22 protein-coding genes are annotated in these 23,392 nt (G+C 58.6%); 8 read left to right on the top strand and 14 right to left on the bottom strand.

Features of this window, described 5'->3' with window-relative positions; all coding sequences use genetic code 11:
• Nucleotides 1-129: 129 nt before the first annotated feature.
• Entirely contained in the window at nt 130-567 is a 438-nt protein-coding gene (locus WDJ57_RS16425; protein ID WP_338901971.1) for a hypothetical protein, read from the bottom strand.
• 116 nt (nt 568-683) lie between these two features.
• Between WDJ57_RS16425 and WDJ57_RS16420 the strand changes: the two genes are divergently transcribed.
• The 4 genes from WDJ57_RS16420 to WDJ57_RS16405 all read left to right on the top strand — a co-directional run bounded on the left by WDJ57_RS16420 (nt 684) and on the right by WDJ57_RS16405 (nt 4,661).
• A complete protein-coding gene (locus WDJ57_RS16420) occupies nt 684-806 on the top strand; it encodes a hypothetical protein (RefSeq protein ID WP_338901970.1) in 123 nt (40 codons plus the stop codon).
• A gap of 203 nt (nt 807-1,009) precedes the next feature.
• Nucleotides 1,010-1,414: a carboxymuconolactone decarboxylase family protein gene (locus tag WDJ57_RS16415; RefSeq protein ID WP_338901969.1), complete on the top strand. Its 405-nt coding sequence runs from the start codon at nt 1,010-1,012 to the stop codon at nt 1,412-1,414.
• A 275-nt stretch (nt 1,415-1,689) separates the two neighbouring features.
• Nucleotides 1,690-3,084, top strand: coding sequence for an NAD-dependent succinate-semialdehyde dehydrogenase (locus tag WDJ57_RS16410; protein ID WP_338901968.1), 1,395 nt, complete (start codon nt 1,690-1,692; stop codon nt 3,082-3,084).
• On the top strand, nt 3,081-4,661 hold the full coding sequence (locus WDJ57_RS16405; RefSeq protein WP_380630259.1) for an acetolactate synthase large subunit: 1,581 nt from the start codon (nt 3,081-3,083) through the stop codon (nt 4,659-4,661). The genes WDJ57_RS16410 and WDJ57_RS16405 overlap by 4 nt, the downstream gene beginning before the upstream one ends.
• 84 nt (nt 4,662-4,745) lie before the next feature.
• On the opposite strand, the gene WDJ57_RS16400 is transcribed toward WDJ57_RS16405, so the two are convergent.
• Together WDJ57_RS16400 and WDJ57_RS16395 are read right to left on the bottom strand one after the other, a co-directional pair.
• Nucleotides 4,746-5,576, bottom strand: a complete 831-nt coding sequence (locus WDJ57_RS16400) for a phosphosulfolactate synthase (RefSeq protein WP_338901966.1) — start codon at nt 5,574-5,576, stop codon at nt 4,746-4,748.
• Nucleotides 5,577-5,645: 69 nt separating this feature from the next.
• Entirely contained in the window at nt 5,646-6,998 is a 1,353-nt protein-coding gene (locus tag WDJ57_RS16395) for an MmgE/PrpD family protein (protein ID WP_338901965.1), read from the bottom strand.
• 144 nt (nt 6,999-7,142) lie between these two features.
• Here WDJ57_RS16395 and WDJ57_RS16390 point away from each other — a divergent pair, with 144 nt between their 5' ends.
• Nucleotides 7,143-8,369 (top strand): APC family permease, encoded by a 1,227-nt coding sequence (locus WDJ57_RS16390; protein WP_338901964.1) that lies wholly within the window; start codon nt 7,143-7,145, stop codon nt 8,367-8,369.
• A gap of 64 nt (nt 8,370-8,433) precedes the next feature.
• On the opposite strand, the gene WDJ57_RS16385 is transcribed toward WDJ57_RS16390, so the two are convergent.
• Nucleotides 8,434-9,444, bottom strand: a complete 1,011-nt coding sequence (locus WDJ57_RS16385) for an alpha/beta fold hydrolase (RefSeq protein WP_338901963.1) — start codon at nt 9,442-9,444, stop codon at nt 8,434-8,436.
• 560 nt (nt 9,445-10,004) lie between these two features.
• A complete protein-coding gene (gene rpl12p, locus WDJ57_RS16380) occupies nt 10,005-10,334 on the bottom strand; it encodes a 50S ribosomal protein P1 (protein WP_338901960.1) in 330 nt (109 codons plus the stop codon).
• Nucleotides 10,335-11,309: 975 nt separating this feature from the next.
• Here rpl12p and WDJ57_RS21660 point away from each other — a divergent pair.
• A complete protein-coding gene (locus WDJ57_RS21660; protein WP_380630260.1) occupies nt 11,310-11,561 on the top strand; it encodes a cytochrome P450 in 252 nt (83 codons plus the stop codon).
• A gap of 59 nt (nt 11,562-11,620) precedes the next feature.
• Here the strand turns inward: WDJ57_RS21660 and WDJ57_RS16375 are convergent, their stop codons facing one another.
• The 4 genes from WDJ57_RS16375 to WDJ57_RS16360 all read right to left on the bottom strand — a co-directional run bounded on the left by WDJ57_RS16375 (nt 11,621) and on the right by WDJ57_RS16360 (nt 14,663).
• The gene (locus WDJ57_RS16375; RefSeq protein ID WP_338901959.1) at nt 11,621-12,310 is read right to left on the bottom strand and encodes an ABC transporter permease; all 690 of its coding nucleotides are present in this window, start codon (nt 12,308-12,310) and stop codon (nt 11,621-11,623) included.
• Between the two features lie 160 nt (nt 12,311-12,470).
• Nucleotides 12,471-13,256, bottom strand: a complete 786-nt coding sequence (locus WDJ57_RS16370) for an ABC transporter permease (protein ID WP_338901957.1) — start codon at nt 13,254-13,256, stop codon at nt 12,471-12,473.
• 317 nt (nt 13,257-13,573) lie between these two features.
• Nucleotides 13,574-14,167 carry a cysteine hydrolase family protein gene (locus WDJ57_RS16365; RefSeq protein WP_338901956.1) on the bottom strand — a complete coding sequence of 198 codons (594 nt, stop codon included), beginning with the start codon at nt 14,165-14,167 and terminating at the stop codon, nt 13,574-13,576.
• 121 nt (nt 14,168-14,288) lie between these two features.
• Nucleotides 14,289-14,663, bottom strand: coding sequence for a RidA family protein (locus WDJ57_RS16360; protein ID WP_338901955.1), 375 nt, complete (start codon nt 14,661-14,663; stop codon nt 14,289-14,291).
• 202 nt (nt 14,664-14,865) lie between these two features.
• Between WDJ57_RS16360 and WDJ57_RS16355 the strand changes: the two genes are divergently transcribed.
• Nucleotides 14,866-16,113 (top strand): Zn-dependent hydrolase, encoded by a 1,248-nt coding sequence (locus WDJ57_RS16355; RefSeq protein ID WP_338901954.1) that lies wholly within the window; start codon nt 14,866-14,868, stop codon nt 16,111-16,113.
• Nucleotides 16,114-16,214: 101 nt separating this feature from the next.
• Here WDJ57_RS16355 and WDJ57_RS16350 read toward each other — a convergent pair whose 3' ends face one another.
• The 5 genes from WDJ57_RS16350 to icd form a co-directional block, all read right to left on the bottom strand.
• A complete protein-coding gene (locus WDJ57_RS16350) occupies nt 16,215-17,324 on the bottom strand; it encodes a Xaa-Pro peptidase family protein (protein ID WP_338901953.1) in 1,110 nt (369 codons plus the stop codon).
• A 344-nt stretch (nt 17,325-17,668) separates the two neighbouring features.
• A complete protein-coding gene (locus WDJ57_RS16345) occupies nt 17,669-18,916 on the bottom strand; it encodes an ABC transporter substrate-binding protein (protein ID WP_338901952.1) in 1,248 nt (415 codons plus the stop codon).
• Between the two features lie 220 nt (nt 18,917-19,136).
• Entirely contained in the window at nt 19,137-20,000 is an 864-nt protein-coding gene (locus WDJ57_RS16340; RefSeq protein ID WP_338901951.1) for a dihydrodipicolinate synthase family protein, read from the bottom strand.
• A 224-nt stretch (nt 20,001-20,224) separates the two neighbouring features.
• Nucleotides 20,225-20,602 carry a Rid family detoxifying hydrolase gene (locus tag WDJ57_RS16335; RefSeq protein ID WP_338901950.1) on the bottom strand — a complete coding sequence of 126 codons (378 nt, stop codon included), beginning with the start codon at nt 20,600-20,602 and terminating at the stop codon, nt 20,225-20,227.
• A gap of 273 nt (nt 20,603-20,875) precedes the next feature.
• Complete coding sequence (gene icd, locus WDJ57_RS16330) at nt 20,876-22,138, bottom strand: isocitrate dehydrogenase (NADP(+)) (protein WP_338901949.1); 1,263 nt, start codon at nt 22,136-22,138, stop codon at nt 20,876-20,878.
• A 328-nt stretch (nt 22,139-22,466) separates the two neighbouring features.
• Here icd and WDJ57_RS16325 point away from each other — a divergent pair, with 328 nt between their 5' ends.
• Nucleotides 22,467-23,216: an SDR family oxidoreductase gene (locus WDJ57_RS16325; protein WP_338901948.1), complete on the top strand. Its 750-nt coding sequence runs from the start codon at nt 22,467-22,469 to the stop codon at nt 23,214-23,216.
• The last annotated feature ends 176 nt before the right edge of the window (nt 23,217-23,392 follow it).

The raw sequence follows: 23,392 nt of genomic DNA, 5'->3' as shown, positions 1-23,392 counted from the left end.
GGGCCACAGAGGGCGCGCTAGCGATTCAGAGGAGACATTGGGAAATCTGTCGAGGCGGGGAATTCACATCTCGGTGAGGGGAGGTGTCTGTCTCCAGCGACGTTCAACAATCGGCCGCCAGGGCGGGAGTCAGCAGCGACTCCCGAAGAAGCCCATGCCACTCTCGGTGTCGGTATTGGCTGCGCCAGGGTGGCGAATCCGGAAGAAGAAGTTGTTTTCCGCATTTTCGCTCTGGTTGCACGTGATTTCGTAAGTCTCCTCGAATGTCTTCCCGTCGATGTCGACTGCGACGTCGATCGTCTCACCGTTGGTCACGGGTGGGAGGTTGTCGAAACTCAATGCCGAAAATTCCCCGTCACCGGGCGGACTGGGCGCGATGTCGACGAACCCGTCTCTGATGAGTTCGTCGTCGTCATCCCGGATGGCGAATTCGGCGTGGTACTGCCGTTCGCGGAAATTGACGATCGCGAACGTGAACGGTCCCGGGTCCTCACTGAAAGAGGAACAGCCGGCCAACAGGACGGTACCACCACCTGCGAGATACTGGAGGGCTTGGCGGCGTTTCATGTCGACATCATCATTTCAGTGTCGGCGATGCACAAAAAGCCACGCGTTCGCGACGGGGGATGACGATGGGCCGCGTCGCGACTCAATGTCGGTAGTTCCCAGTCCCTGACCGCGGGATGGCACTCAGGGCTCTCGAAGGCATCGACCTCGTCGTCGACGACACCATGGTCGCGGAAGCGGTCCAGCTCGCCCGGTACCGAACCGACCGTGGCGTCTTCGAGAGCGAGACACTCTCTTGAACGAGGCCTCTCGAAGCGGTCGCTGGGATAGTGAGTATCGTATCTGTATTGCCTACGGGGTCGGCCACCGAGTCAGTCATACCGTACACGAAAATATCAAATATGCTTATTGTGTGTCTTGGTATCTCTACACATGGGATTCAGGATCGCGACAGGCGGAAGGGACGAGCGACAAAGCTATCCTGAACTCCCGGGACAGACCCATGGTAACAGACAACACGAGAGCGGAGATAGAGGAGTATCTAGGGCAAGTGCCGAGCTGGATCGAGGCACTTGCAGACCCCGCCGCTGACCACAGCTGGGCCATCATGCGCGACCTCGAATTGGGGGAGACGACGCTCGCGGGCCGGGAAAAGGCACTCGTCTCGCTTGGCGCTGCCGCAGCAATGAACTGCCCGTACTGCATTCACTTCCACTCCGAGGAAGCAAAGCTAGAGGACGTCTCTGCTGAGGGATTGAGCGAAGCCATGAACGTCGCCGCCACCGTGCGGTACTTCTCGACGATTCTACACGGCGCGGAAGTCGAGATGGACACGTTCAGGGAGGAGACGGCAGATATCGTCAGCCACATCAAGCAACAGGAAGCGACTGCGGCTGGTGACGACTGAGCGATCTGTTCAGATTCCTTTTTTCGGTAGGATCGGATTTGCTGTTCCGTTGTCGTTTTGGGTGTGAAACAGTAGTTGTGTGCGTATCAAGCGGGCAGAAGGTCGAAAAGAGACGTATTTGTGAGTGAATGTGAATATAGTCTGAGTGAGTTGTGTAAGTATACAGTCAAAATATACTGTGGAGATAACATACATCTCGATTGTTTCGTTTGGGTGAGAGAAGGTCACGCAGAGTCTGTCGAACGTTATGTTCCCACAGGCCCAACACAGAAACGATGGACGCGATCAATCCAGCGACTGGCGAGCAGATCGAGTCGTACGACGAACACACGCCTGAAGAAGTAGAGACGGTACTCTCACAGGCCGAAGCGGCATTCGAGCGGTGGCGAACGCGCCCGCGACGCGAGCGCGAGACGTTGCTGAAGTCTGCCGGAGCGGTGCTTCGTGAGAACGCTCGTGACTACGCCCAGACGATGACCCGTGAGATGGGCAAACCGCTCGCTCAGGCGGAAGCAGAGGTAGAAAAGTGTGCGTGGGCCTGTGATCACTACGCCGAACACGCGAGCGCATATCTCCAACCCGAGTCCCACCCGAGTCCACCGGGGACGACCGTGAAGACCGTCTACGAGCCGCTGGGGCCGGTGCTGGCGGTCATGCCGTGGAACTTTCCCTTCTGGCAGGTGTTTCGCTTCGCAGCGCCGTCTCTCACCGCCGGCAACGTCGGCCTGCTGAAACACGCCTCGAACGTCCCCGGATGTGCGCTCGCCATCGAGGAGGTATTCCGTGAGGCAGGCTATCCGGAAGGGGTCTTTCAATCGCTTCTGGTTTCCTCCGACCGCGTCGCCGATGTCCTCGCCGACGACCGGCTAGTAGCGGCGACGCTCACCGGCAGCGACCGCGCCGGGCGCGCAATCGCTTCGACAGCGGGTGAGCATCTCAAGAAGACGGTGCTGGAACTGGGCGGGAGCGACCCATTTGTCGTCCTCGAGGACGCCGACGTCGAGGCCGCGGCGACGACCGGCGCGTGGGCGCGCAACCAGAACGGCGGTCAGTCCTGTATCGCCGCCAAGCGGTTCATCGTCGTCGACGCGGTGTACGATGCCTTCGTCGACCGCCTCCTCGCGGCCGTCGACTCACTCGCCGTCGGCGATCCGATGGACCCGGACACCGACGTCGGACCGCAGGCGCGACCTGACCTCGTGGAAGCCCTCCACGAACAGGTGCAGGCGAGCGTCGATGCCGGGGCCACCGTCGCGACCGGTGGGGAACCGCTTGACCGCGACGGGGCCTATTACCCACCGACTGTCCTCACCGACGTTCCCGAGGGCTGTCCGGTCGATACCGAGGAGGTGTTCGGGCCCGTGGCCCCCGTCTACCGCGTCCCCGATGAAACAGCGGCCGTCCAGAAGGCCAACGACACCCAATTCGGATTGGGTGCCAGCCTCTGGACGGCCGACCTGGAGCGGGGTGACCGCCTCGCTGGCGACCTGGAGGCCGGGTGCGTCCACGTCAACGAACTGGTGAAGTCCGACCCGCGGATTCCCTTCGGCGGTATCAAACGCTCGGGCTACGGCCGCGAGCTCGGCGAAGACGGTATCAAAGAGTTCGTCAATCGCAAGACAGTCTGGCTAGCGAGCGAGCCAGACACCGGGACCCCGGCGGTGGAATGATGAAGGCATCAGACCTGCTGGTCCGGTGTCTCGAGGAGGAAGGTGTCGAGTACGTCTTCGGCCTGCCGGGCGAGGAACTCGAAGACCTGCTGTTCTCGCTTCGCGAGTCCGAGATCACGTTCATCCCCGTCCGTCACGAACAGGGCGCGGCGTTCATGGCCGACGTCCACGGTCGACTGACAGGCGAAGCGGGCGTCTGCCTGGCAACGCTCGGGCCGGGAGCGACCAATCTCATCACTGGCGTCGCCGACGCCCACCTCGATAAGAGCCCGCTCGTGGCGATCACCGGCCAGGGCGGCCGCGAGCGATTGCACAAGGAGAGCCACCAGGCGCTCGATATCGTCCACATGTTCGAGCCGGTCGTGAAGTGGAACTCACAGATCACGGACGCCGAGACGATTCCCGAATCGGTGCGCAAAGCCTTCAAACTCGCCGAATTCGAGAAACCCGGTGCGACACACCTGGAGTTCCCCGAGGACGTCGCCGACGAAGACGTCACAGCGTCGGTTCTTCCCACCAGACCGCGAGTGCGTCGGCCGGACCCGGACCGGGACTCGCTCACCCGAGCGACAGACCTGGTCGAGGCAGCCGAATCCCCGCTGGTGCTCGCTGGGAACGGTGCCGTCCGGACGCGGGCGGCACGCCGGCTCAGACAGCTGGTCGAACACGTCGGGATGCCGGTCATCGCCACGTACATGGGGAAGGGGGCAGTCTCCGACCGGCTCGACGCGTCGTTGTTGACACTCAACTCCGGGCCAGTCGGCGAGGCGGCGTCGGCGATGGACCGGGCGGACTGTGTGATTGCGGTCGGCTACGACATCGCCGAGCACGACCCGAAGTCCTGGAACCCCGACCGCGACAAGACCGTCATTCACGTCGACCACGAGCCGGCGGAGGTGTACGAACACTACAATCCCGACGTGGAACTCGTCGCGGACATCTCTGCGACTCTCGATGAGCTTCGAGAACGCCTCGATTCCGTCGAGGGGCCGGAGTGGTGCAGCGGCCTGCGCGAGCGGATCGTCGAAGACGTGTCTCGAAAGCCAGACGCCGACGAGCCCTTCTCCGTGAAACGGACGCTCCCGTACCTGCGGGAAGCGATGGCCGATGGCGACGTGCTCATCTCCGATGTCGGCAGCCACAAGATGGCGATCGCTCGGCACTTCCCGTCGTACGAACCGAACACGTGCATCATCTCGAACGGACTCGCGAGTATGGGCATCGCCGTTCCGGGCGGAATCGCTGCCGATCTCGCTCTCGAAACGAACGTCGTCGTCGCGACCGGTGACGGGGGGTTCCTGATGAACGCGGCAGAAATCGAGACTGCCACCCGTCTCGATCTTGGGTTCACTATCGTCGTGTTCAACGACGACGATTACGGACTCATCTCCGAAAAGCAGGTCGAACACACTGGCGAACAGTTCGGGACTGGACTGACGAACCCGGATTTCGTCACGTTCGCGGAGAGCTTCGGAATCGAGGGTCATCGCCCGGAGACGTGGACAGCGGTCAAATCGACGCTCGAAGACGCCATCGCGAGCGACGAGATGGTCCTCGTCGAGATTCCGCTCGCGTAGTGGTTCAAAAAGTCGGTCACGACCGGCGCCGTCGGTGAGCGGGTGGTCGTCCGTCTCACTATCCAGCCGTGTCCACGGTTGCTCTCACTCCCGGGTGAACGATGCGATCCGTCCCCAGCTGGACTTCTTACCCCACAACCCCGAGCGCATGCACTCGCATTCGACGATCTGTGAGTTGTCGATGAACAGGTTGACGTTCGGCCCGAAGTTCTTGATGTACCACTCGAACACCTGCGGGTCGGCAGCCTCGAAGACGCAGTGTTCGATTCCAACCTCGTTCGCGATGTCGAAGGCCACGTCGGTCCGCCACTCGCGGACTCGCTCGGTGATGCCCTCGGATTCGACCATAATCTTGTACGCGCCCGCTTCGAGATGGCGTTTCGCCTCCTCGATCGCACTCGCTGGGTCGATTGCGGCCTCACTCTCTAACTCCTCGACGCTCGATGCACCACCGGCGCCGAACTGGACGTTGATCTCGGGTTTGGCCTTCAGTCCGTGGTCGGTCACGAGTTCCGTCAGCGCGACCATGTCCTCGACATCGATGGCCAGGAACCCCGAGGAGATTTCGACGATGTCGAATCCCAGGTCGCCTGCCTCGGCGACGTATTCTTCGACGTGGTCGTGGTCGCGCACGAGGACGTTCTCGATGAACCCGCCCGTCGAGACGTTGACGTCGAACTCGTGGCAGGTGTCGATGAGTTCGCGGACGGCGTCTTCTGGCATCAGCGCGAACGACCCACCCGAGAACTTGTAGATGTCCACGTAGTGGCCCATCGTCTCGAGGATATCGCGCAACTGTCGCGGTCCCATCGGATCGTAGTAGGGGCCGCGAATCTCGGTGATTCCCGTCTCGCGGGGTTTGTCCGGGCGGTCGTTGACGTGCAGGAAGTCGAACGCGCGGTTCTCTAGAGGCATGTTACGTCTACACGTACCACTCGAACGCCCAAATAGACGCCCCACACGAGCGTCCGAATCCGTTCGAGCTCAGTCGATACGGGCAACCAGGTCTGCAACGTCGTGGTCTTCGAGGTCTTTGACCATCTCGATCACCGCGTCTCTCCGGGCAGCGTCGTAACGGTCGCGGGTCATCGTCTCGAATTTCTCTTCGACGTCGGCCCACGACATCGGCTGCGTGGGGTGGCCCTGGAACGCCTCTTTCTCGATGTGATACTCGGTCCCGTCGTCGAGTTCGACATCGAGCACCGCGGGCATCAGGCCGTCCTCGAACTGCTCTGTGAGTCGTTCGTCCTCCTCGACTTCGACGGTCCGGAGGAGCGTCTGGACGTCCTCGCGCTGGATCCGCTCGGGGTCGTAGGCGTCGTTGGTCATCTCGCGGTCGATGAGCGCCGCCGCCAGCATGTAGGGCAAGGAGTGGTCGGCCTGGGCCTTCGTGGTGACTTCGTAGCGGTCGCCCTCGCCGCCGCCGATAATGAGTGCAGCGCCGGCGAAGGTATCGAGGTGTATCCGCTCGACGCGCTCGTGGTCGATGTCCTGGGCCGCGGCAAGTTCGACGATCCCTTCGACCGCCGACTGGGCGTAGGTCTCGGCGACGTAGCGTTTGGTCATGGTGTCGAGCACCCGCTCACAGCAGGGGTCGAGATTCACGTCGAACTCCCCCGAGACGATCTGTTTCCAGCCTTTCTGCCCCTCGAAGAGGTTCGTCGGCCCCTCCATTCCGTGGTCGGCGAGGACGACCGAGTAGACGGCGTTGCGGGCAGCGTTCGCACTCGCAACCCCTTTCCACTCGTTGATGCCGCCCGTCCGCGTCACCCGGAGGGCGTTGTGGGCGGTGCCGGCGATGCCGATTGCATTGCGCAAGGCCTCCCTGTCCAGTCCACGGGCCTTGCCTGCCCCGACAGCCGCGGAGATCACCGTGTGGGTGACGTGGTCCCAACCCCGATCGCGGACGGGTGCGTTCCACGCGAGTTCGCCTTGCACCTCGTAGGCGACGCCGACGCTTTCGAGCAAGTCGACGCCCGACAGGTCGCGGTCCTCGGCGGTAGCGATGATCCCCGCGATGTTATCGCTCGGATGTGGCGTCTCTCCCGGCGCGAGAAACGAATCCATGAAGTCGAGGTACCGGGTCAGCGACGTGTTGTACATCGCCGCCCCCACGGGCGACGCCGTCTGTTCGCTGCCCCAGAGTCGACAGCTGCCGTCCCCCTCCAGTTCCGTCACCGTCGCTCGAACCTGTGCCGTGGGTGTCGCCTCCATCGCGCCGACAGCGATGCCGATCGAATCCAGGACGCGTTTTTTGATCTCGTCACGGACCTCTGCCGAGAGTTCATCGTAGTCGACTGACAACGCGAAATCTGCGAGTTCTGCCGTCGTGGTCATACAGACCCCTACGGCCCCAGGCGAGAAATAGGTTCGACGGTCTGCCCAGGAACGCGTCGCTGGCGTCGTCCGTCAGCGCCACCGACAGCCAGGCGAAGCGGTACGCGGTTCATTTATTCGGGCCACACCCGAAGATGACTGACGATGGCAGAGCTGAAGCAAGAGCTGGGCCTCTTCGGCGCGACGGTCTACGGTGTCGGTCTCATCCTCGGCGCCGGCATCTACGCCATTATCGGGGAGGCTGCCGGCATCGCCGGGGAATCGGTCGTCCTCTCGTTCGCCCTCGCAGCGGTCATCGCTACCTTGACCGGCCTCAGCTACGCCGAACTCGCCTCGCTGTATCCCAGAGGTGAAGGGGACTACATCTACGTCCGGGCAGCCTTCGGCAACAAGCGCCTCTCGGAACTCACGGCACTGCTCCGGGTTCTCGTCGGTGTCGTCTCGGCCGCAGCCGTCGCGCTGGCCTTTGCTGGCTATCTCTCTTCGTTTCTGCCGGGTCTTCCTACGGTGGTGGTGGCCATCGGCCTCGTCGTCGCTACAGCGGCCGTCAACTACTGGGGAATCGAGACCTCGGCACGACTGAACGTCCTCTTCACCGCAGTCGAAGTGGTGGGTCTGCTCGTCATCGTCGCCATCGGCATGCAGACGTGGGGAACGGTCGACACTCTCGACGCCCCCCGCGGGAGCGTCGGGACCGTCCAGGCGGCGTTTCTCGTCTTCTTCGCATACATTGGCTTCGGGTCGCTCGTGAACATCGCCGAGGAGACGCGGGATGCGACGACGCGCATCCCCCAGGCCATCCTTCTTTCCATCGGAATCACCACCGTCCTCTACATCGCGGTTGCACTGTCGGCCGTTGGCGTCGTCGACTCCCAGACCCTCGGGGCGTCGGCGTCACCGCTCGCCCTCGTCGCCGAACGAGGATGGGGCAGCACTGCCGGGAGCCTCCTGGCCGTCATCGCCCTCTTTTCGACCACGAACACCGTCCTCATCCTTCAGATTTCGACGTCTCGGATGCTCTACGGCGTCTCGAAGGCAGAGTATCACTCCTTCCCGAGGGTCTTCTCGCGCATCCACCCGGACCGTCGAACGCCACATTACGCGGTTGTTCTCGTCGGAGTCGTGACGGTCGGGTTCTCCTTGCTCGGCGACGTCGGCGTGGTCGCCGGACTGGCGAATCTCGTCTTGCTCGTCGTCTTCGTCCTCATCAACGGCGCACTGTTGGCTCTCCGGTATCGCGAGCCGGAGCGCGAACGGGGCTTTCGTGCGCCGGGAAACGTCGGCCGACTCTCGCTGACCGCCGTCGGTGGCGTGCTGACCAGCCTGGGATTCGTCGCCTTCTCTCTCGCGCAGTTAGTCGGTGTCCTCTAGCTGTCCGGGGTCTCCGGCCCAGTCCTGATGGTTGCTCTCAGAGACCCGGGTCTCTGGATGCGGCTCAGTCGCTGCGCGTCGCAGTGTCCTCCGAGCGCTGGGCGAACCAGTCACAGACACGCGGCCACAGTTCGCTGTGCGACCGTTCGTCGATGGACAATCCGACGTGGTCGGTCGGAAACTCGATGACCGCCGTATCCGTACTCGGGATTGCGTTCATGAATGGGAGACTGGCTGCTGCCGGGATGAACCGGTCGTGCGTGCCGATGACATCCAGTACGGGCATCGTAACATTGGCGAGGTCGACAGTTCGTCCCCCGACGGAGAGAGTTCCGTCCATCAGCCGATTCTCGCGGTACAGATCGACGAGAAACTGTCCGTACAACTCCCCCGCGACGTCGACACTGTCAAACCCCCACTGCAATCGACGCGCAAACCGCGACAGGTATTCCGCATCACCGAGGTGGTCGGCGACGCGGAGGTAGCGTGCGAGGTAGTACTCGACGGGGTCGACGAGTGTGAATTCGAAGGCGAGCCACTCACCGGGGGCATTCCCGAAGAGATCGACCACGAATCGTGGGTCGGAGTGCTCTTGTCGACCCCAGAGCTGGAAGATACCGCCATCTGCGTCGAAATTGAGGACGGGCGCCAGCAATCCGAGCGTCTGCACCTGTCCCGGGTACAGCGCCGCGAAGATCGCGCTCAACGTCCCACCAGTACAGTAGCCGAACAGGTGAGGGGCATCCGTTCCCGTTCGGTCGGTGACGACCGTCACGCAGTTGGCGAGGTAGCGGGTAACGAAATCATCGAGGCCGAGGTGGGTATCCAGGCGAGACGGCTCACCCCAGTCGAGGAGATAGACGTCGAAGCCGGCTTCCAAAAACTGGCGGACGACGCTTCGATCCGGCTGGAAGTCGAGGATGTACGGTCGATTGATCACGGCGTAGACCAGCAAGATTGGGACGTTTCGTTGCCTGTCGGTCCGGGATTCGTACTGGAGCAATTCGAGTTTGTTCTCACTGTAGACTACTTCGCTGGGTGTCTCGTCGACGAGGGGTGGGGAGTGTGTGCGCATCAGTAATCACGGGAGTGCTGGAAAGCCACTGGACGACCAGCGAGGGTACAGAGGCGACCGGATACACTAGTCATCGACGTAGTGTTGACGGTGCTCCCTGGTATAGTTGCGGGGGCCAGTCCCCCCCGTGGGCGCACCTGAGAATGCTCGTGATGTGCTTAGTGGAAGGAGTAATCCACACCACGAGATACCCGCACCACGAGGTGCACAAAAGAGCATGACAGAGACCGGTTACCGTCTTAAAAGACAGAAGCAAACAGAATAGGAGCATATTATGGCTGGAAGCGACCCACGCCCGGGACGGTCCCTCGGTGCTGTGACGCCCGATAATCCTTGACTCAGTGATTGTTTTCGATTACACGCATACGCATGTAACGCGCTGTGTTGGTGGAGTAATCCCAGGTTATCGAGAGGAACGTGAGACAGCTCCGCGAAGGCGAACGTATCTCTCAGTGTGGAACACGGGTAACTCGTAGCCGTCCAGACCCGCTCGTGAGCATCAGCATCTCTACCGACCATCCCCAACAAACCCCGGTCGCATCAAAAATGAGGCGCGATCGCTATCCAAACAGGTCGCCAAGCCCTTCGGCGGCCGCCTCTTCCTTTTTCTCTTCGTCTTCCTCCTCCGTTTCCTCTTCCGCCTCGGCTTCCGCTTCGGCTTCTTCGCCTTCGGGCGGTGCTTCGGTCTCCGCTGGAGACGGCGCGCCTGCACCCATGGCGGGTTGCTGGATGGCTTCTTCGATATCGACATCTTCCAGCGCAGCGACGAGCGCCTTGACTCGGCTTTCGTCGACCTCGACGCCGGCAGCCTCGAGGACGGCTGTGAGTTTGTTCTCCTCGATTTCCTGTTCAGCTTCGTGTAGTACGAGCGCTGCGTAGAGGTATTCCATTGGATGTCACCATACGAGCCGAGACAGGCGTCTCGAGGACGCTGTCGGTCTCGGGTGCGTCTGATAATTGGGCCCGAGAGCACATAGTGTCTCTGACGGCACCGAGAGACTGACAGGGCTACTATCGCGACATGGACGGTCCGCTCTCTCGGTGTACGGTTGGACTGGAGAGACAACCCGAAGACACACCAGAGGAACGTCGGTTCATCTTTTTGTTCACTGCCGTGGAAGAATCGATATGCCCGAAGCGTGGATCCAACTCCGCTGCCCTGAGTGTGAGGAACACTGGGAAGAGAATCCCGCCGACCTACCCACCCCCGAAAAGGAGTTTCAGTGCCGTCACTGCAACGCTCGGCATCCAGTCTCGGAGTTCATGCGAGCGAAACGCGATCTCGAGATCCTCCAAGAATTCCACACGGGGTGAGAGTGCTCTCCGGCCCGATATGCTCCTTCGAGCCGTACTCGCCATCGCAGGGACGGGATAAGAGGAGATGAAATGAGAGTCCCTCTCTGCCGCCGAGACAGGGTGGTCTTTCCCTACCAGCGAGTGTCGGGACAGAAAGTCCGGGAAGCCTCGTACCTCGGCCGAGACGATGTCGAGCACTGCGGGGTTATAGGTGGCCGTCTGTCGTAGTTGCACCAGTGACCGACAGCGTCCAGGAGCGTATCGTCCCGCCTGGCGATGATATCTATCTTCGTCTTTGACCGGGTAACAAACATAAATTCTCATATGTGTATTTATATACTTATCCATGCCCTCAATTGACATAGAAGGGATTGTACTTGTCATTACCTACCGTACTTTCCCCGCAGTAACCGACAGATTTCGGAATTTGACTACACTTTTACCGCAGCCGGCGACAACTAGGCCACAGGTGACCTCTGTGTTCCGTTCGAATGCTGCGGACCGGTTGATCCGATCTTCTTTGCCGTTCACGTGGAGCTATCGCTACTCGATTCCTCCGAGCTGGATAGTTGCGGAAAAATCGAGGCGAAAGCCTCGCTCTTTACAGTTGGTCCCGAATCCAGGAAGAGACGAAAATTCACCTCCCTCAGTTCACCGTCCACACTGACGACCGGTGGTTCAACCTCCCCGAACAGTTCCGGCCCGAGCGCTTTCGCGCGGACCGGAACGACCAGCGGCCGGACTTTGCGTACTTCCCGTTTGGCGGTGGCCCCCTCCAGTGTATGGGGATCAGTCCGGTTGGCTGCCTGCGAACGTTATGAGTGAAGCACACTATCGGAGCCAGGCCCCCACGTACTCGTTCTAGAAGAGAACGACCAGTTCAATAGAAGGTTTGTGTGTCCGCTCCCTCTCCCCTATTTCGGGTAGTGAACCGGTCGACGACGAACGAAACTATCTGGAAGAAGGTAACACCGATAACCATCAACAGGATCAACGCACCGAAAAGCGAACCAGTCTCTACAGTCGTCGTAGAGGATTTGATGATGGTGCCGAGACCGCCACCACCGGCGATGAACTCTGCGATGACAGCACCGATGACAGACGACTGTGCGGCGAGTTTCAGCCCCGTCGTGATGTTGGGAAGTGCCTCCCAAATTTTGATTTTCCGAATCATCTGCCACCTGGTTGCACCAGTTATTTCACCCAATTGGTAGAACTCCTCCGACGTCTGGGTGAATCCGGTAATGGTCGTGATGAACGGTGGATAGAACGAAAACCAAGAGATGTACAGCACAACCGTGTGTATCCCGAGACCGAACCAGACGGTGAACAGCGGTGCAAAGATGGCGTGAGGGATAGAGTACGTGAGGATTATGAGCGGGAGTGAAAGTTGGCGAAATACGAATGACTCAGCAACAGCAATCCCCAGGACGACGCCAATCGTCACGCCAACCACGTAGCCGAGAATAATCTCAATAATCGTCGTCTGCGCACCCGTGATGAACATATCCTGGAAGACCGTCAGAGAGTCTATGATATAGAGCGGAGAGGGGTAGAATTCCTGGCTCACGTTCATCGTCAGACTGGTAACAGTCCAAACGGCCATGACCGCGAGAGTAAGATAGATGGCCAGTCTATTTCGCTGATAGACACCCTGGATTGCTCGGATCAGCGAGTTAATCGGGGACAATTCGGCGTCTTCTGAGTTGCGAGTTTCTTGGCTCATAATCTTACTCCGGGATGAGTGAGGTACTTTTCCAGTGGATGAGTTTGTCCTGAATAATAAATATCGTAAAGAAGAGCGTGACTGAGACGACTGCCATGATCAAGACAGCACTAAACACCAACGGAACGTCGAACGATTGCAATGCGAGCAAGGTGATAAATCCGAGACCCTGATTCGCCGCGACGAATTCCCCGATTATCGCGCCGACAACCGAAGCGGTAGCCACCAGTTTCAATCCATCGAAGATGTGCGGGAGTGCATTTGGGAACGTGATGTATTTCATCTCCTGCCACCGCGTTGCATCGACTGACTCAAGGAGCATATTCAGATCTTCGTCCTGTTGGGACAGGCCATCAACGGAGTTGACCACCATGGGAAAGTAGGCAACCCAGATAGCGATTGCCATGTGCGCAACCTGTTCGCCGCCCATGTAGAATATGAAAAGCGGTGCTGCGGCGATCCGGGGAAGTGAGTTCATGGCAATGATGATGGGATAAACCGCCTCTCTGAGTCGAGAGCTCATCGTCAGGCCCAAAGCAGTCAACAGTCCCAACGAAGAGGCACCGATAAAACCAACTGCCACGGAGGTGAGAGTCGGGAGCGTGTTCCGGATGAGTACATTTGAGGTCTCGACCCCCCGGGACCAGATGGTGGTCGGTGGCGGCAGAATGAAATCGGGGAACATCTCGAAAACACCGGTGAGTTCCCATATTACGATAAGGAGCGTCAGTCCACCGAACGGGAGTACCCACTTCGCGGCGAACGACCCCTTGCTTACTGTCCCGGCCATCAGACACCTCCGTCAGACCGAGTTATGAGAGTCTCAGGGATTTTAAACAACGAATGCGAAACAATACTTTCTACACTTGTACAACCATGGACTAATCTACCCATTAGCGTGAACTTCATGCGAATGTAACCGTCCAGCACTATATTAAATCTTTCGCAGAAACGCCCTCCAAGCATCGTAGGAAAAATATTTTTCAGCACCCACACGCCATGCTTTTCAAGTAAACTGGGTGCTTCTGTGTAAAAACGGAGTGTGGTTAAATCCACACCCAAATCGAGTGGAGACAGACTCACAGAGCCGGATAGCGTATCATTCACCTACGTCAGAAGCTCGGAAAGTTCGTCACTGGTGATGACTGTACCCAGAATGTTCTCCGCGTTCTGAATAGCGGCATCATGCAGGTCGGGATAGTGGCTTGCACAACAGTCCTCGATGTAAACGACGTTGTATTGACGTTCGTGCGCGCTGCGGGCCGTCGCTTCAACGCACACGTTCGTCGAGATACCGCTCATGAGAACGGTCTTGATGCCGGCTACTCGAAGATAGTAATCTAGTTTTGTGCCGTGGAACGCGTCGTAACGCTCTTTCGAGATCTCGTATTCATCTGCACGTGGTTCGATACCGTCGCCGTACTCGACGTCGGTTGTTCCGGCACAACACGACGGCTCTTCGCCACGGTAGGTCTTCGGAACGATGTCGTAGACTGCCTGGGGTGCGTCCTTGCCATCCGCTTGCCGTACCGAGCGGGTGAACACGAGTGTCATCCCAGCATCACGTGCGCGTTCGATCACTGATCGGATGTTTTCAAGTCGTTCTGCTGGTACCGGATCGGATGTAAATGCTTTCTGTACGTCGACGAGGATGAGTGCTGTACTCTTTGCGTCTAGTGTATCGATTATCGTATCGGACATAGCTGATGAGTATTAGCCAGTGATGTGTCTTTCGCGGATCGGGAACGACGGAGACAGACGAGCAAGCTGGTTCGGCGTACGTCTTTTCACTGGGGTGACTGGTTGTAAGGACACGGGAGTCTTATAATTCTGCAGTAATCTCCAGCTCTACCTTCGCACCTGGCGAGAGAGCATTTCCTCCGATGACAGCGCGTGCCGGATATGGTTCTGAGAGCGCCTCCTGATAGGCTTGATTGAACTCATCTTTGTCGTCGAGATCTTCGAGGTACACCGTGATACGAACGATATCGTCAAGCGAGAGCCCTGCTTCTTCGAGAAGTGGGGCGACGTTGCTGAATATCTGATGCGTCTGCTCAGACACACTCGCACTCACTATCTCGCGTGTCTCCGGATCCCGGCCGGTTTGGCCCGAGACGAAGACGAAGTTGTGCGATTTGACGGCCTGTGAAAGTGGGTTTGCGCGCGATACCGAGTCTTCTCTGTAAATTGGATCCATCTACAGTACGTTGCATTCTCCCCAATATGTATAATTGTTCCGGTCTAACGGAAACATTTGGTTATATTAGCGAGATTATTCGGGAATTTCCCAAAGAACCCCAGTGAGATGTGGGAGAGCGCACTGAGGGCGCGTAGCATGGGGCAAGTAGAGCGTCCAAAGACATCGACGATTTCTTGTCGAATAGGACTTCAAAGACAGTATGAAAGTAAACACCAGTCGCCTTCGAGAGAATATTGAAACGAATGCCGAGCTAGGAGAAGTTCAGACACCCGAAGGAAGAGGTCGAACCACGTTGACTGGGACCGATGTAGACAAGGACGTGCGGGATTATTTTATTCGCCAGTTGGAGGAAGCGGGGTTGTCCATCCGAATCGACCCTCTCGGGAATATTGCGGGCCGATGGACACCTGATACTGCAGACCCGACCGCGGATGCGGTCGTCGCAGGGAGCCACTTAGATTCCGTCCCCGAAGGGGGCATGTTTGACGGGCCACTCGGCGTCTACGGTGCCTTAGAAGCGATTCGGGTGCTGAAGGAGTCCGAGAGTGACCTCTCCCGGCCTGTCGAGGTCGTGTCGTTCACCGAGGAAGAGGGCGTTCGGTTCAAGAACGGACTGCTAGGCTCCTCTGTTGTCGCGGATCTCCGCGACATCGAATCGGCACGCCAACTGACAGACGAGAGCGGACACAGCCTCGGTGACGAACTCGAACGGATCGGCTACGCAGGGACAGACACTATCGATGCCAACGAGTGGCACGCCTGGGTCGAGGTGCACATCGAGCAGAGCACCAGACTGGAGGATTCACCTGCGGATATCGGTGTCGTTGACGCAATCGCGGGACTGACAAACTGTAGAGTCGAGTTCGTCGGCGAGTCGAATCACGCAGGTGCAACACCGATGGGGAACCGCCGAGACGCGCTGGCTGCAGCATCCGAGTACATCCTGGCGCTGGAAGAAATAACCAGTACTGTTGTACAAGAGCGAGGAGAACCGGCCGTAGGCACAGTCGGGGAGATACACGTCACACCGAATGCAAAGAACGTAATCGCGGGAAGCACCGAATTGATCGTCGACGTGCGCTCCGTCGCTGCGGATGCAATCGAGGACGTACTAGACCCCCTGCAGGAGTCACAAGCGGCAATCGAGGCAAAACGGAACGTGCGGGCGTCCTTCGACCAGTATCGGTACACGCCGCCACAACAGATGGCAGAGCGCTGTATCCAGACCGCCATCTCGGCTGCCGAGGCAGAGGATGTTGCGTATACCAGGATGCACTCACCTGCACTCCACGATACAGCCAACGTTGCAACTACGACAGAGACAGTCATGTTGTTCGCACCGTCTGAGGACGGCATTTCCCACAACCCGCGAGAGTGGACCGAGTGGGAGGATTGTTACGACGTCACACGCGTTCTCGCCGAGACGATGCGAAGACTCGCGACGTGAGCCCGGCAGTGCAACGGACGGTCAGCTGAGTTGGGGCCGCGCAACGTCAACCATCTATCCGTCCCAGAACGGGAGCTTCCACTGTTCGACGGTGGGAGAGATCACACGACGATGAGTTTTCTCGGGTAGTTCCCGAACACTTCACAGCCGTCTTCAGTGACGACGTAGGTTTCGCTGTGAAGCATGCGCAGTCGCTCCGGGCCGACGCCGCCTGAACGGTTGAGCGTGTCGATGGATGGATTCGAGTGGAACGTCATCCCCGGCTCTAATACGGTTTCGTCACCTTCGGTGAAACTCGCAGTGCCCTCACCCCAGCCCGTCAATCCCAGTCCAGTGGCGTACCCACTGCGCGACGCCTTCGGATGGTTAGCGTTCTCCCGGTACGTCTGCTCCACCTCTTCGCATGTCTTGCCCGGTTCAACGGTGTCCAGAACGAGCTGCAGGTCCTCGTCCAGCTCCTCCCAGAGTGCGTACCGCTTTGACGACGGCTCACCGACGTGGACGGTCCGACAGAGTGGGCTGGAATAACTCCGGCGACAGCCTGCAAACTCGACGCCGAACACATCGCCGTCTTGTAGTTCTCGAGTCGAGAATTCGAAGTGAAACGGGCCGAACTCGGGGGCTCGCTTGGGCATGTCGCCGCCATACTCTTCAGTCCCGTGCATCAGCGTTTGCATGATCGCTGCCGCGGCATCGCATTCACGTACGCCTGCGGAGAGGACTTCTTCCGTGGTTTCCATTGCCGCGTCGGTAATGCGCGCTGCCTCGCGCATGTACTCAAGTTCCTCCTCGCTCTTTTTGAAGTAGAGCCAGTTGACTACCCCGGACGCGTTCTCCAGAGATGCTTCCGGGAGGTTTCGTTTCAATCGATCGTATGCACCCATCGAGAGGTAGTTGCTCTCCTCTTCGATTCCGACTCTCCCATCCGCGTATCCGTACTCTTCTAAGAGTTCGACAACCCACTGGGTGGGATGATACAGCGAGTTTGGGGCGTAGTCGTCCGAATAGCACCGGACGTACTCATTGTCCATCCACGTCGTTATTTCTGCGGCGCGTTCCTCCATGTTCCGGGCGGTAAACACCGGTTGCGGTTCGTCTCGTAGCACCAACAGCATCTGGAAGGTGAACCACGACTGACTCTCATACCCCGAGAGATACTGCTGGTTCGTTGGTTCACTCAACAACAGTGCGTCTAACCCCTCCTCGTCCATCTGCTGCTGTGCTCGCGCCAATCTGTCTTGGTAGACGCTGTCAGAAAACGGTCGCTCGAAATCTCTATTTATGAGTGGCATTACTGTCTTCTTTTCAATCTATACACCCATATATAATAAGAGTGTCTCAAAATTTGAGGTATATGACAATAAAGAAAGAATAGAGTGACCCCTCTCCAGATCGGCATGTGACAGCTCATCTGCGGTCACTGTCACTGACTCACGGCCAGGAATGGCCAGGCGTGGCGGTCTTGGCGTCCGTCTGCTGCACCTGATTGTGAACGTGCGTCAGCTGGCCTGTTGTTTGTCGAGTTTCGTCACCGGCGATCGGCAGCAGTCCACTCTCACTCGTACAGTTCTCCGAACTCGCCTGCGTACTCAATCATCTGATTCCACTCGTCGTTGGTGGGGACAGCGTACTCCGCGTTGTCCCGAACCTCGGTCGCGACGTGATCTTCAATATTTATGTCCCACCCTGCAGCGTCGACACCATCGAGACGTTCAGCAAGCTGGTTGAATGTGTTCTCGAGGTCTGTAAGCGACAGGTAGCCGAAGCCGTTCTCTTTAGTGGTTTCTGAGAGATTGGTGGCAGCGACTCCCGTCTGCATCCTGGCGTGGAGCGCCTCCCGAGATTCGACTTCGAGCGACGGTTGGACTTCCTGAACCATGATGTCGATTGCCTTGTCTGGGTTCAGAAGTGTCCACTTCAACGCGCTCGAATACCCCGACAACACACGGCTCGTGAACTCGACGTTGTCCTCTTCTTCAAGCCACGCCCCGTTGACGATACAATTGTACCCGACGACGGGGACGTAACTGTACAGCATGTCAGCGTTCGTCTCCTGGTCGATCTGTGCCTGTGCCTGACCATAGGTGTTGATCGTGTCCCAGAGTGCATCGACTTTCCCCTGTAACATCAGGTTTGCAGCCGTCTCAGATACCTGGACGTTGATATCTTCTCCGGGTGTGAGCCCCTTCTCTTCGAGATACATTGGGAGGGTTGGCGTGACAGCCCCCGAAGTCGAACGCGCGATAGTCTTCCCTCTAAGTGTCTCAGGGTCGGCGTCGCTGAGGACGTCAGTCCGATAGAACAGCCCGACAGACGACCGAGCCTTACCAGTGCCAAAGAGCAGGAAATCAAGGTCCGACCCCGGTGAGGAGCCCGAAACCTGCGGCGAAACTGCACTGAATCCGATTTTCTCAGTCCCAGTGCCTACCCGCTTGGTCGTGTCGCCAGAACCGAAGCCACGCTTGACCGACGGCGGCGAGATATCTTCATCACCCCAGAAGCCTTCTTTCTCTGCCATGTACTCCGGTGCGTAGTTCGGGCCCGCTTCCCAGGCACTCCGCCAGACAACGCTACGGATGAGTTTATCCCCATCGCTGCTGCTCGTGCTGCCGCCGCTCCCATCACTGCCGTCACTCGTATCGCCACCGCTTCCATCACTACTGCCCTGACAGCCGGCCAAGAAGCCACCAGTAATAGCCGCAACGGAGCCTTTGAAGAACGACCGCCGGTCGAGTTTCTCCGGAATAATGCCGTCTAGTTTGCGCACTTCACTCTTGATTTCTTCACTGCGGCCTCTAACCATACTACATACTCAAAGCGATTTCTAATATAGATAAACGTTCGTATAACTATTTCCGCAACAGCAATAGATAAATAGTACTATAGGCTCGATACGTCAACAACCTACGTCTGGGGGATGCACGATGCACCACCCAAAAGTTTGCCAGTGGTACTGCGATGAAGCTGTAGATGGGAGAAGATTGGTCGCGCCGCGTTGTTCGGGTCGCAGGCCTACAGAGTAGTCACTCCGATACCTCGTCAACGAGAGACTGGAGATGTTCCTGTGCCTCAGTTTCGGGTTTCGTATGCGGAGCGCGGCTGTAGCCCGCAGGAGCACCGCGATACCGCATCGCCCATTTTAGCCCCGGGATGCCGTACGTTGCCGTTATAGCAGTGTTCAAATCGACAAGTGAGGCGTTCAGTTCCCTGGCGTGTTCTGGATCAGACCCGTGAGCCTCATACACAGCAGCCAGGCGTTCCGGAAACAGGTTGGCAAAGGCGTTTACGCCACCAGAGCCACCGGCATCAAGCGCCTGTGCGAAGACGCTCGCGCTACCGACCAGCAGTGTGAAATCCTCATCCTCAGTTCGCTGTCTCGTGCGAATGAACTCGGCGATATCGGCCTGTGAATCTTTCATGCCAACGATGTTCGGATGTGCCGAGAGTCGTCCGACTGTCTCGGGGGCGAGAGTAACACCAGTAAATGCCGGGACTGAGTACAGATATATCGGCAGCGAAGCGCTGTCAGCGACCTCGATGAAGTACGACTCCAATTCTGACTGATCGAACGAATAATAGAACGGGGTGACGACCAGCGCCGCATCTGCTCCGGCAGCGGCAGCTGCTTCGGTTGCTTCTAACGTCTCTTGCAACCCCGGGCTACCTGTGCCTGCGAGTACCGGCACACTCGCTTCCTCTGCCACGATCTCGACCACGGTCTTTCGCTCGGCCGCAGTCATCAACTCCGCTTCGCTGTTGGTTCCACACGGGGTGATGAAGTCGATGCCGCGATTTTCAAGCCAGGGTACGAGAGAACGCAGTCGGTCCTCGTCAAGTGCACCGGTTTCATCAAAGGGTGTTACTAGGGGTGGGCTTATCCCTTCCATACCCATGTATTACTTTCCAATAACATATATGTATCTAATCATCCGTGCGATCCGGCAGCAGATGAGAGGGTGCCATGGGGAGTGTGATGGACAACCCATTCGTGGGTGCCATCTCCCGGCGAGCACCTCGAAGACGGGCACAAGCAGTGGATAGCAATGGGACGAGACGCACCACATCACGAATCACTCGTGGGCAAGCCTCGCGAACAGGGTAATCGACCAGTTCACTCCTCCGCAACCAATTCTATCTCAACCCGAACCCCCGGTGAGAGGCCCGCGACCTTGACGACGCTTCGGGCCGGATACGGCTCCTCGAAGTAGGACTCGTAGACCTTGTTGAATGCCGTGTAGTCGTTCATGTCGGTAATAAATACGGTCGACTTGATGACGCTGTCAAGCGATGTTCCTGCATCAGTCAGAATCGTCGCGAGATTCTCCATGACCTGTTCTGTCTGCTCGGCCATCGTCTCACCCACCACTTCTCGCGTATCGGGGTCTCTGGGAGTCTGGCCCCACGTGTATACAAACCCGTTCGATTTGATTGCCTGTGACAGTGCTGCACCATCAGCAGTCGGTGCTTGCGAACTGGTGATTTCTTCCATGAGTTCATTCGGAGTATTACCAAACAGACGTATAAAAGTGCCGGCCTTCCCGTTCGTTCTGAAATCCCAGGCGTGGACGAGTATCCGTCCTTCGAAGTTTTGGAGGGGGTCGCGACGAGCGTGACGTCGCTCGGCCGGAGGAGAGGGCGGCCGTCGTGACCCTGCAGCGACTACTCCGGAGCCCAAGTTCGTTGATGCTGTTCGCGCGCTCGTGGAGTCACGGCTTCTCGGAGCCAACAAACCCTCGCGCCGTCTGTCTCCCTGTAACGCAGACTATGCCAGTTTTTCGATGTTCGAGACGACTTCGTCAGCGTACTCGCTGGTGGCGAGTTTCTCGCCGCCCTCGATCTGGCGTTCGAGGTCGTAGGTCACCTTCTTCGAGGAGATGGTCGCCTCGCAGGCGTCCCGGACGAGCTGGGCGGCATCGGTCCAGCCCATGTACTCGAACATCAACACGCCCGAGAGCATCATCGCGGTCGGGTTGACCTTGTCCTGCCCGGCGTACTTCGGCGCGGAACCGTGGACCGGCTCGGCCAGACAGATGCCGTCGCCGAAGTTCGCGCCGGGCGCGATGCCGAGGCCGCCGATCTGCGCCCCACAGGCGTCGGAGAGGTAGTCGCCGTTGAGGTTCATCGTCGCGATGACGTCGTAGTTGGCCGTGCGAGTCAGAATCTGCTGCAGCATGTTGTCCGAAATACGGTCATTGACCACAACTGTATCTTCGGGCCGCTCGCCGTCGCGCTCCTCCCAGAGCGTGTCCTCGGTGATGACCTCGTCGCCGTACTCCTCCTCTGCGACTTCGTAGCCCCAGTCGCGGAAGGCACCTTCGGTGAACTTCATGATGTTGCCCTTGTGGACCAGCGTGACGCTGTCGCGGCCGTGTTCCAGCGCGTAGTCGATGGCCTGGCGGACGAGTCGCTTCGTGCCGAACTCGGTGATGGGCTTGACGCCGATGCCCACCGGCCCCGGGTGGATGGTGTCGTCCGCACCCATCTCCTCCTCGACGAACTCCTTGACCTGCTGGACCTCCTCGGTGCCGGCTTCCCACTCGATACCGGCGTAGACGTCCTCGGTGTTCTCCCGGAACGTGACCATGTCCATCTTCTCCGGTCGCTTCACCGGCGACGGAACGCCGTCGAGGTGGTAGGTCGGTCGAACGTTCGCGTAGGTGTCCAGCGTCTTCCGCAGTGCGACGTTCAGCGAGCGAAAGCCGGCACCGACCGGCGTCGTCAGCGGTCCCTTGATGGCGACGCGGAACTCGCGAATCGCGTTGACCGTGTCTTCGGGCAGGTTCTCGTCGTACTTCTCGCGGGCACTCTCGCCCGCATAGACGCGCATCCAGGAGATATCGCGGCCGGTCGCCCGCGCTGCGGCTTCCAGCACTTTCTGTGTCGCCGGTCCGACGTCCGTACCGATGCCGTCACCGTAGAGAATCGGAATGATCGGGTTGTCCGGAACGGCGAGTTCGTCGGTCTCCTCGTCTACTACCTCGATGGGCTCGCCCTCGTCGGGTACCTCAACATGTTTGTAGCTCATACGGGGCTGAGTTCAGACTTCGAGGATAAAATTGTATCGTTTCCAGTTATAAGCCCACAATTCAGACAAACAAAGCTCACTCCTCGACAGGAGACAACAGACCGTCAATTTATCATGCTGGAGTGGACCCTTGTTCGTGATTCCGGGTCGAAGACGACTCCAGTGAGTCAGGGCTGGGCAATCCACACCATGTCGTACTCGAGAAAAAGACGAGTGTGAAGGCGATATATTGCGAATATTTTCAATTTCCCCGGCAGTTGTTGAGTTATACAACCAATATTTGAGTAGTTCCAGTGATTTTAATAGAGTTCCTCGGTTCGTGAGTAGTGTGTTAGAAGGAAACGTAATTCTCGTTACCGGTGCCAGCCAGGGGATGGGGCGGGCGATGGCGCAGCGACTGTCGGAAGAAGGGGCAACACTCGTCCTGTTGTCCCGCGATCGGCAACGACTAGAGGAAGTCTCGGAAACGCTCCCTGGTGAGTCACATATCGCCACGGCGGACGTCCGTGACGCGTCGGCGGTGTCAGCAGCGGCAGAGAGCGTCATCGATGAATTCGGTAGCGTTGACGCAATAATAAACAATGCAGGCGTCGCCCTGACTTCGATCGCCGGCGAACGAAAGCACGTCGTGGATATCGAGGAAGACGAGTGGGACACAGTCGTCGAGACGAACTTGAAGGGTGTATTTCTCGTGACGAAGCACTTCCTCCCGTCGATGCTCGAGCAGAAGCGAGGGAATGTGATCAACATTTCTTCGGGGTTTGGACGGCGAGCGGCACCAAAATGGGAGCCCTACCTGACGACGAAGTGGGGGCTCGAGGGGTTTACCCGGAGTCTCGCGCTGGAGGTGAAACCTTCCGGGGTCAATGTGAACGGACTCGACCCAGGTGGGGGAGTCAACACTGGATTTGCCGAACACCTGACAGAGTCAGAGCGTGAGAAGCGCCTGCCCCCGGACGTGATGAACGACGCGATTGTCCGTCTCGTCGATCAAGATCCACACGGTATCACCGGCGAGTCGATGGCAGCAGGAGAGTGGCAGGGTGTGCTGTCGTCGATGATGACGGACGGGGACTGAGACAGAGTTGGGCGTCTGAGTCGTTCAGACGCCAACCAATCAACCAATAGTTGGCTCCGTCTCGACATCTCGCCGGCAGGAGTGCGTCCCCACCTCGTGGATGTTCTGCCCTCTCGTGGGGAGATAGATTCGGGCGCAGGCAGGGCAGTGTGGGCGACATAGAGTGGGCACGTCGT

Origin of the sequence: Salinibaculum sp. SYNS191, assembly GCF_037338445.1 — an archaeon.
GTDB lineage: Archaea > Halobacteriota > Halobacteria > Halobacteriales > Haloarculaceae > Salinibaculum > Salinibaculum marinum.
Note: the sequence above shows the minus strand (reverse complement) of the source record. Positions and strands in the feature narration are given on the sequence as shown.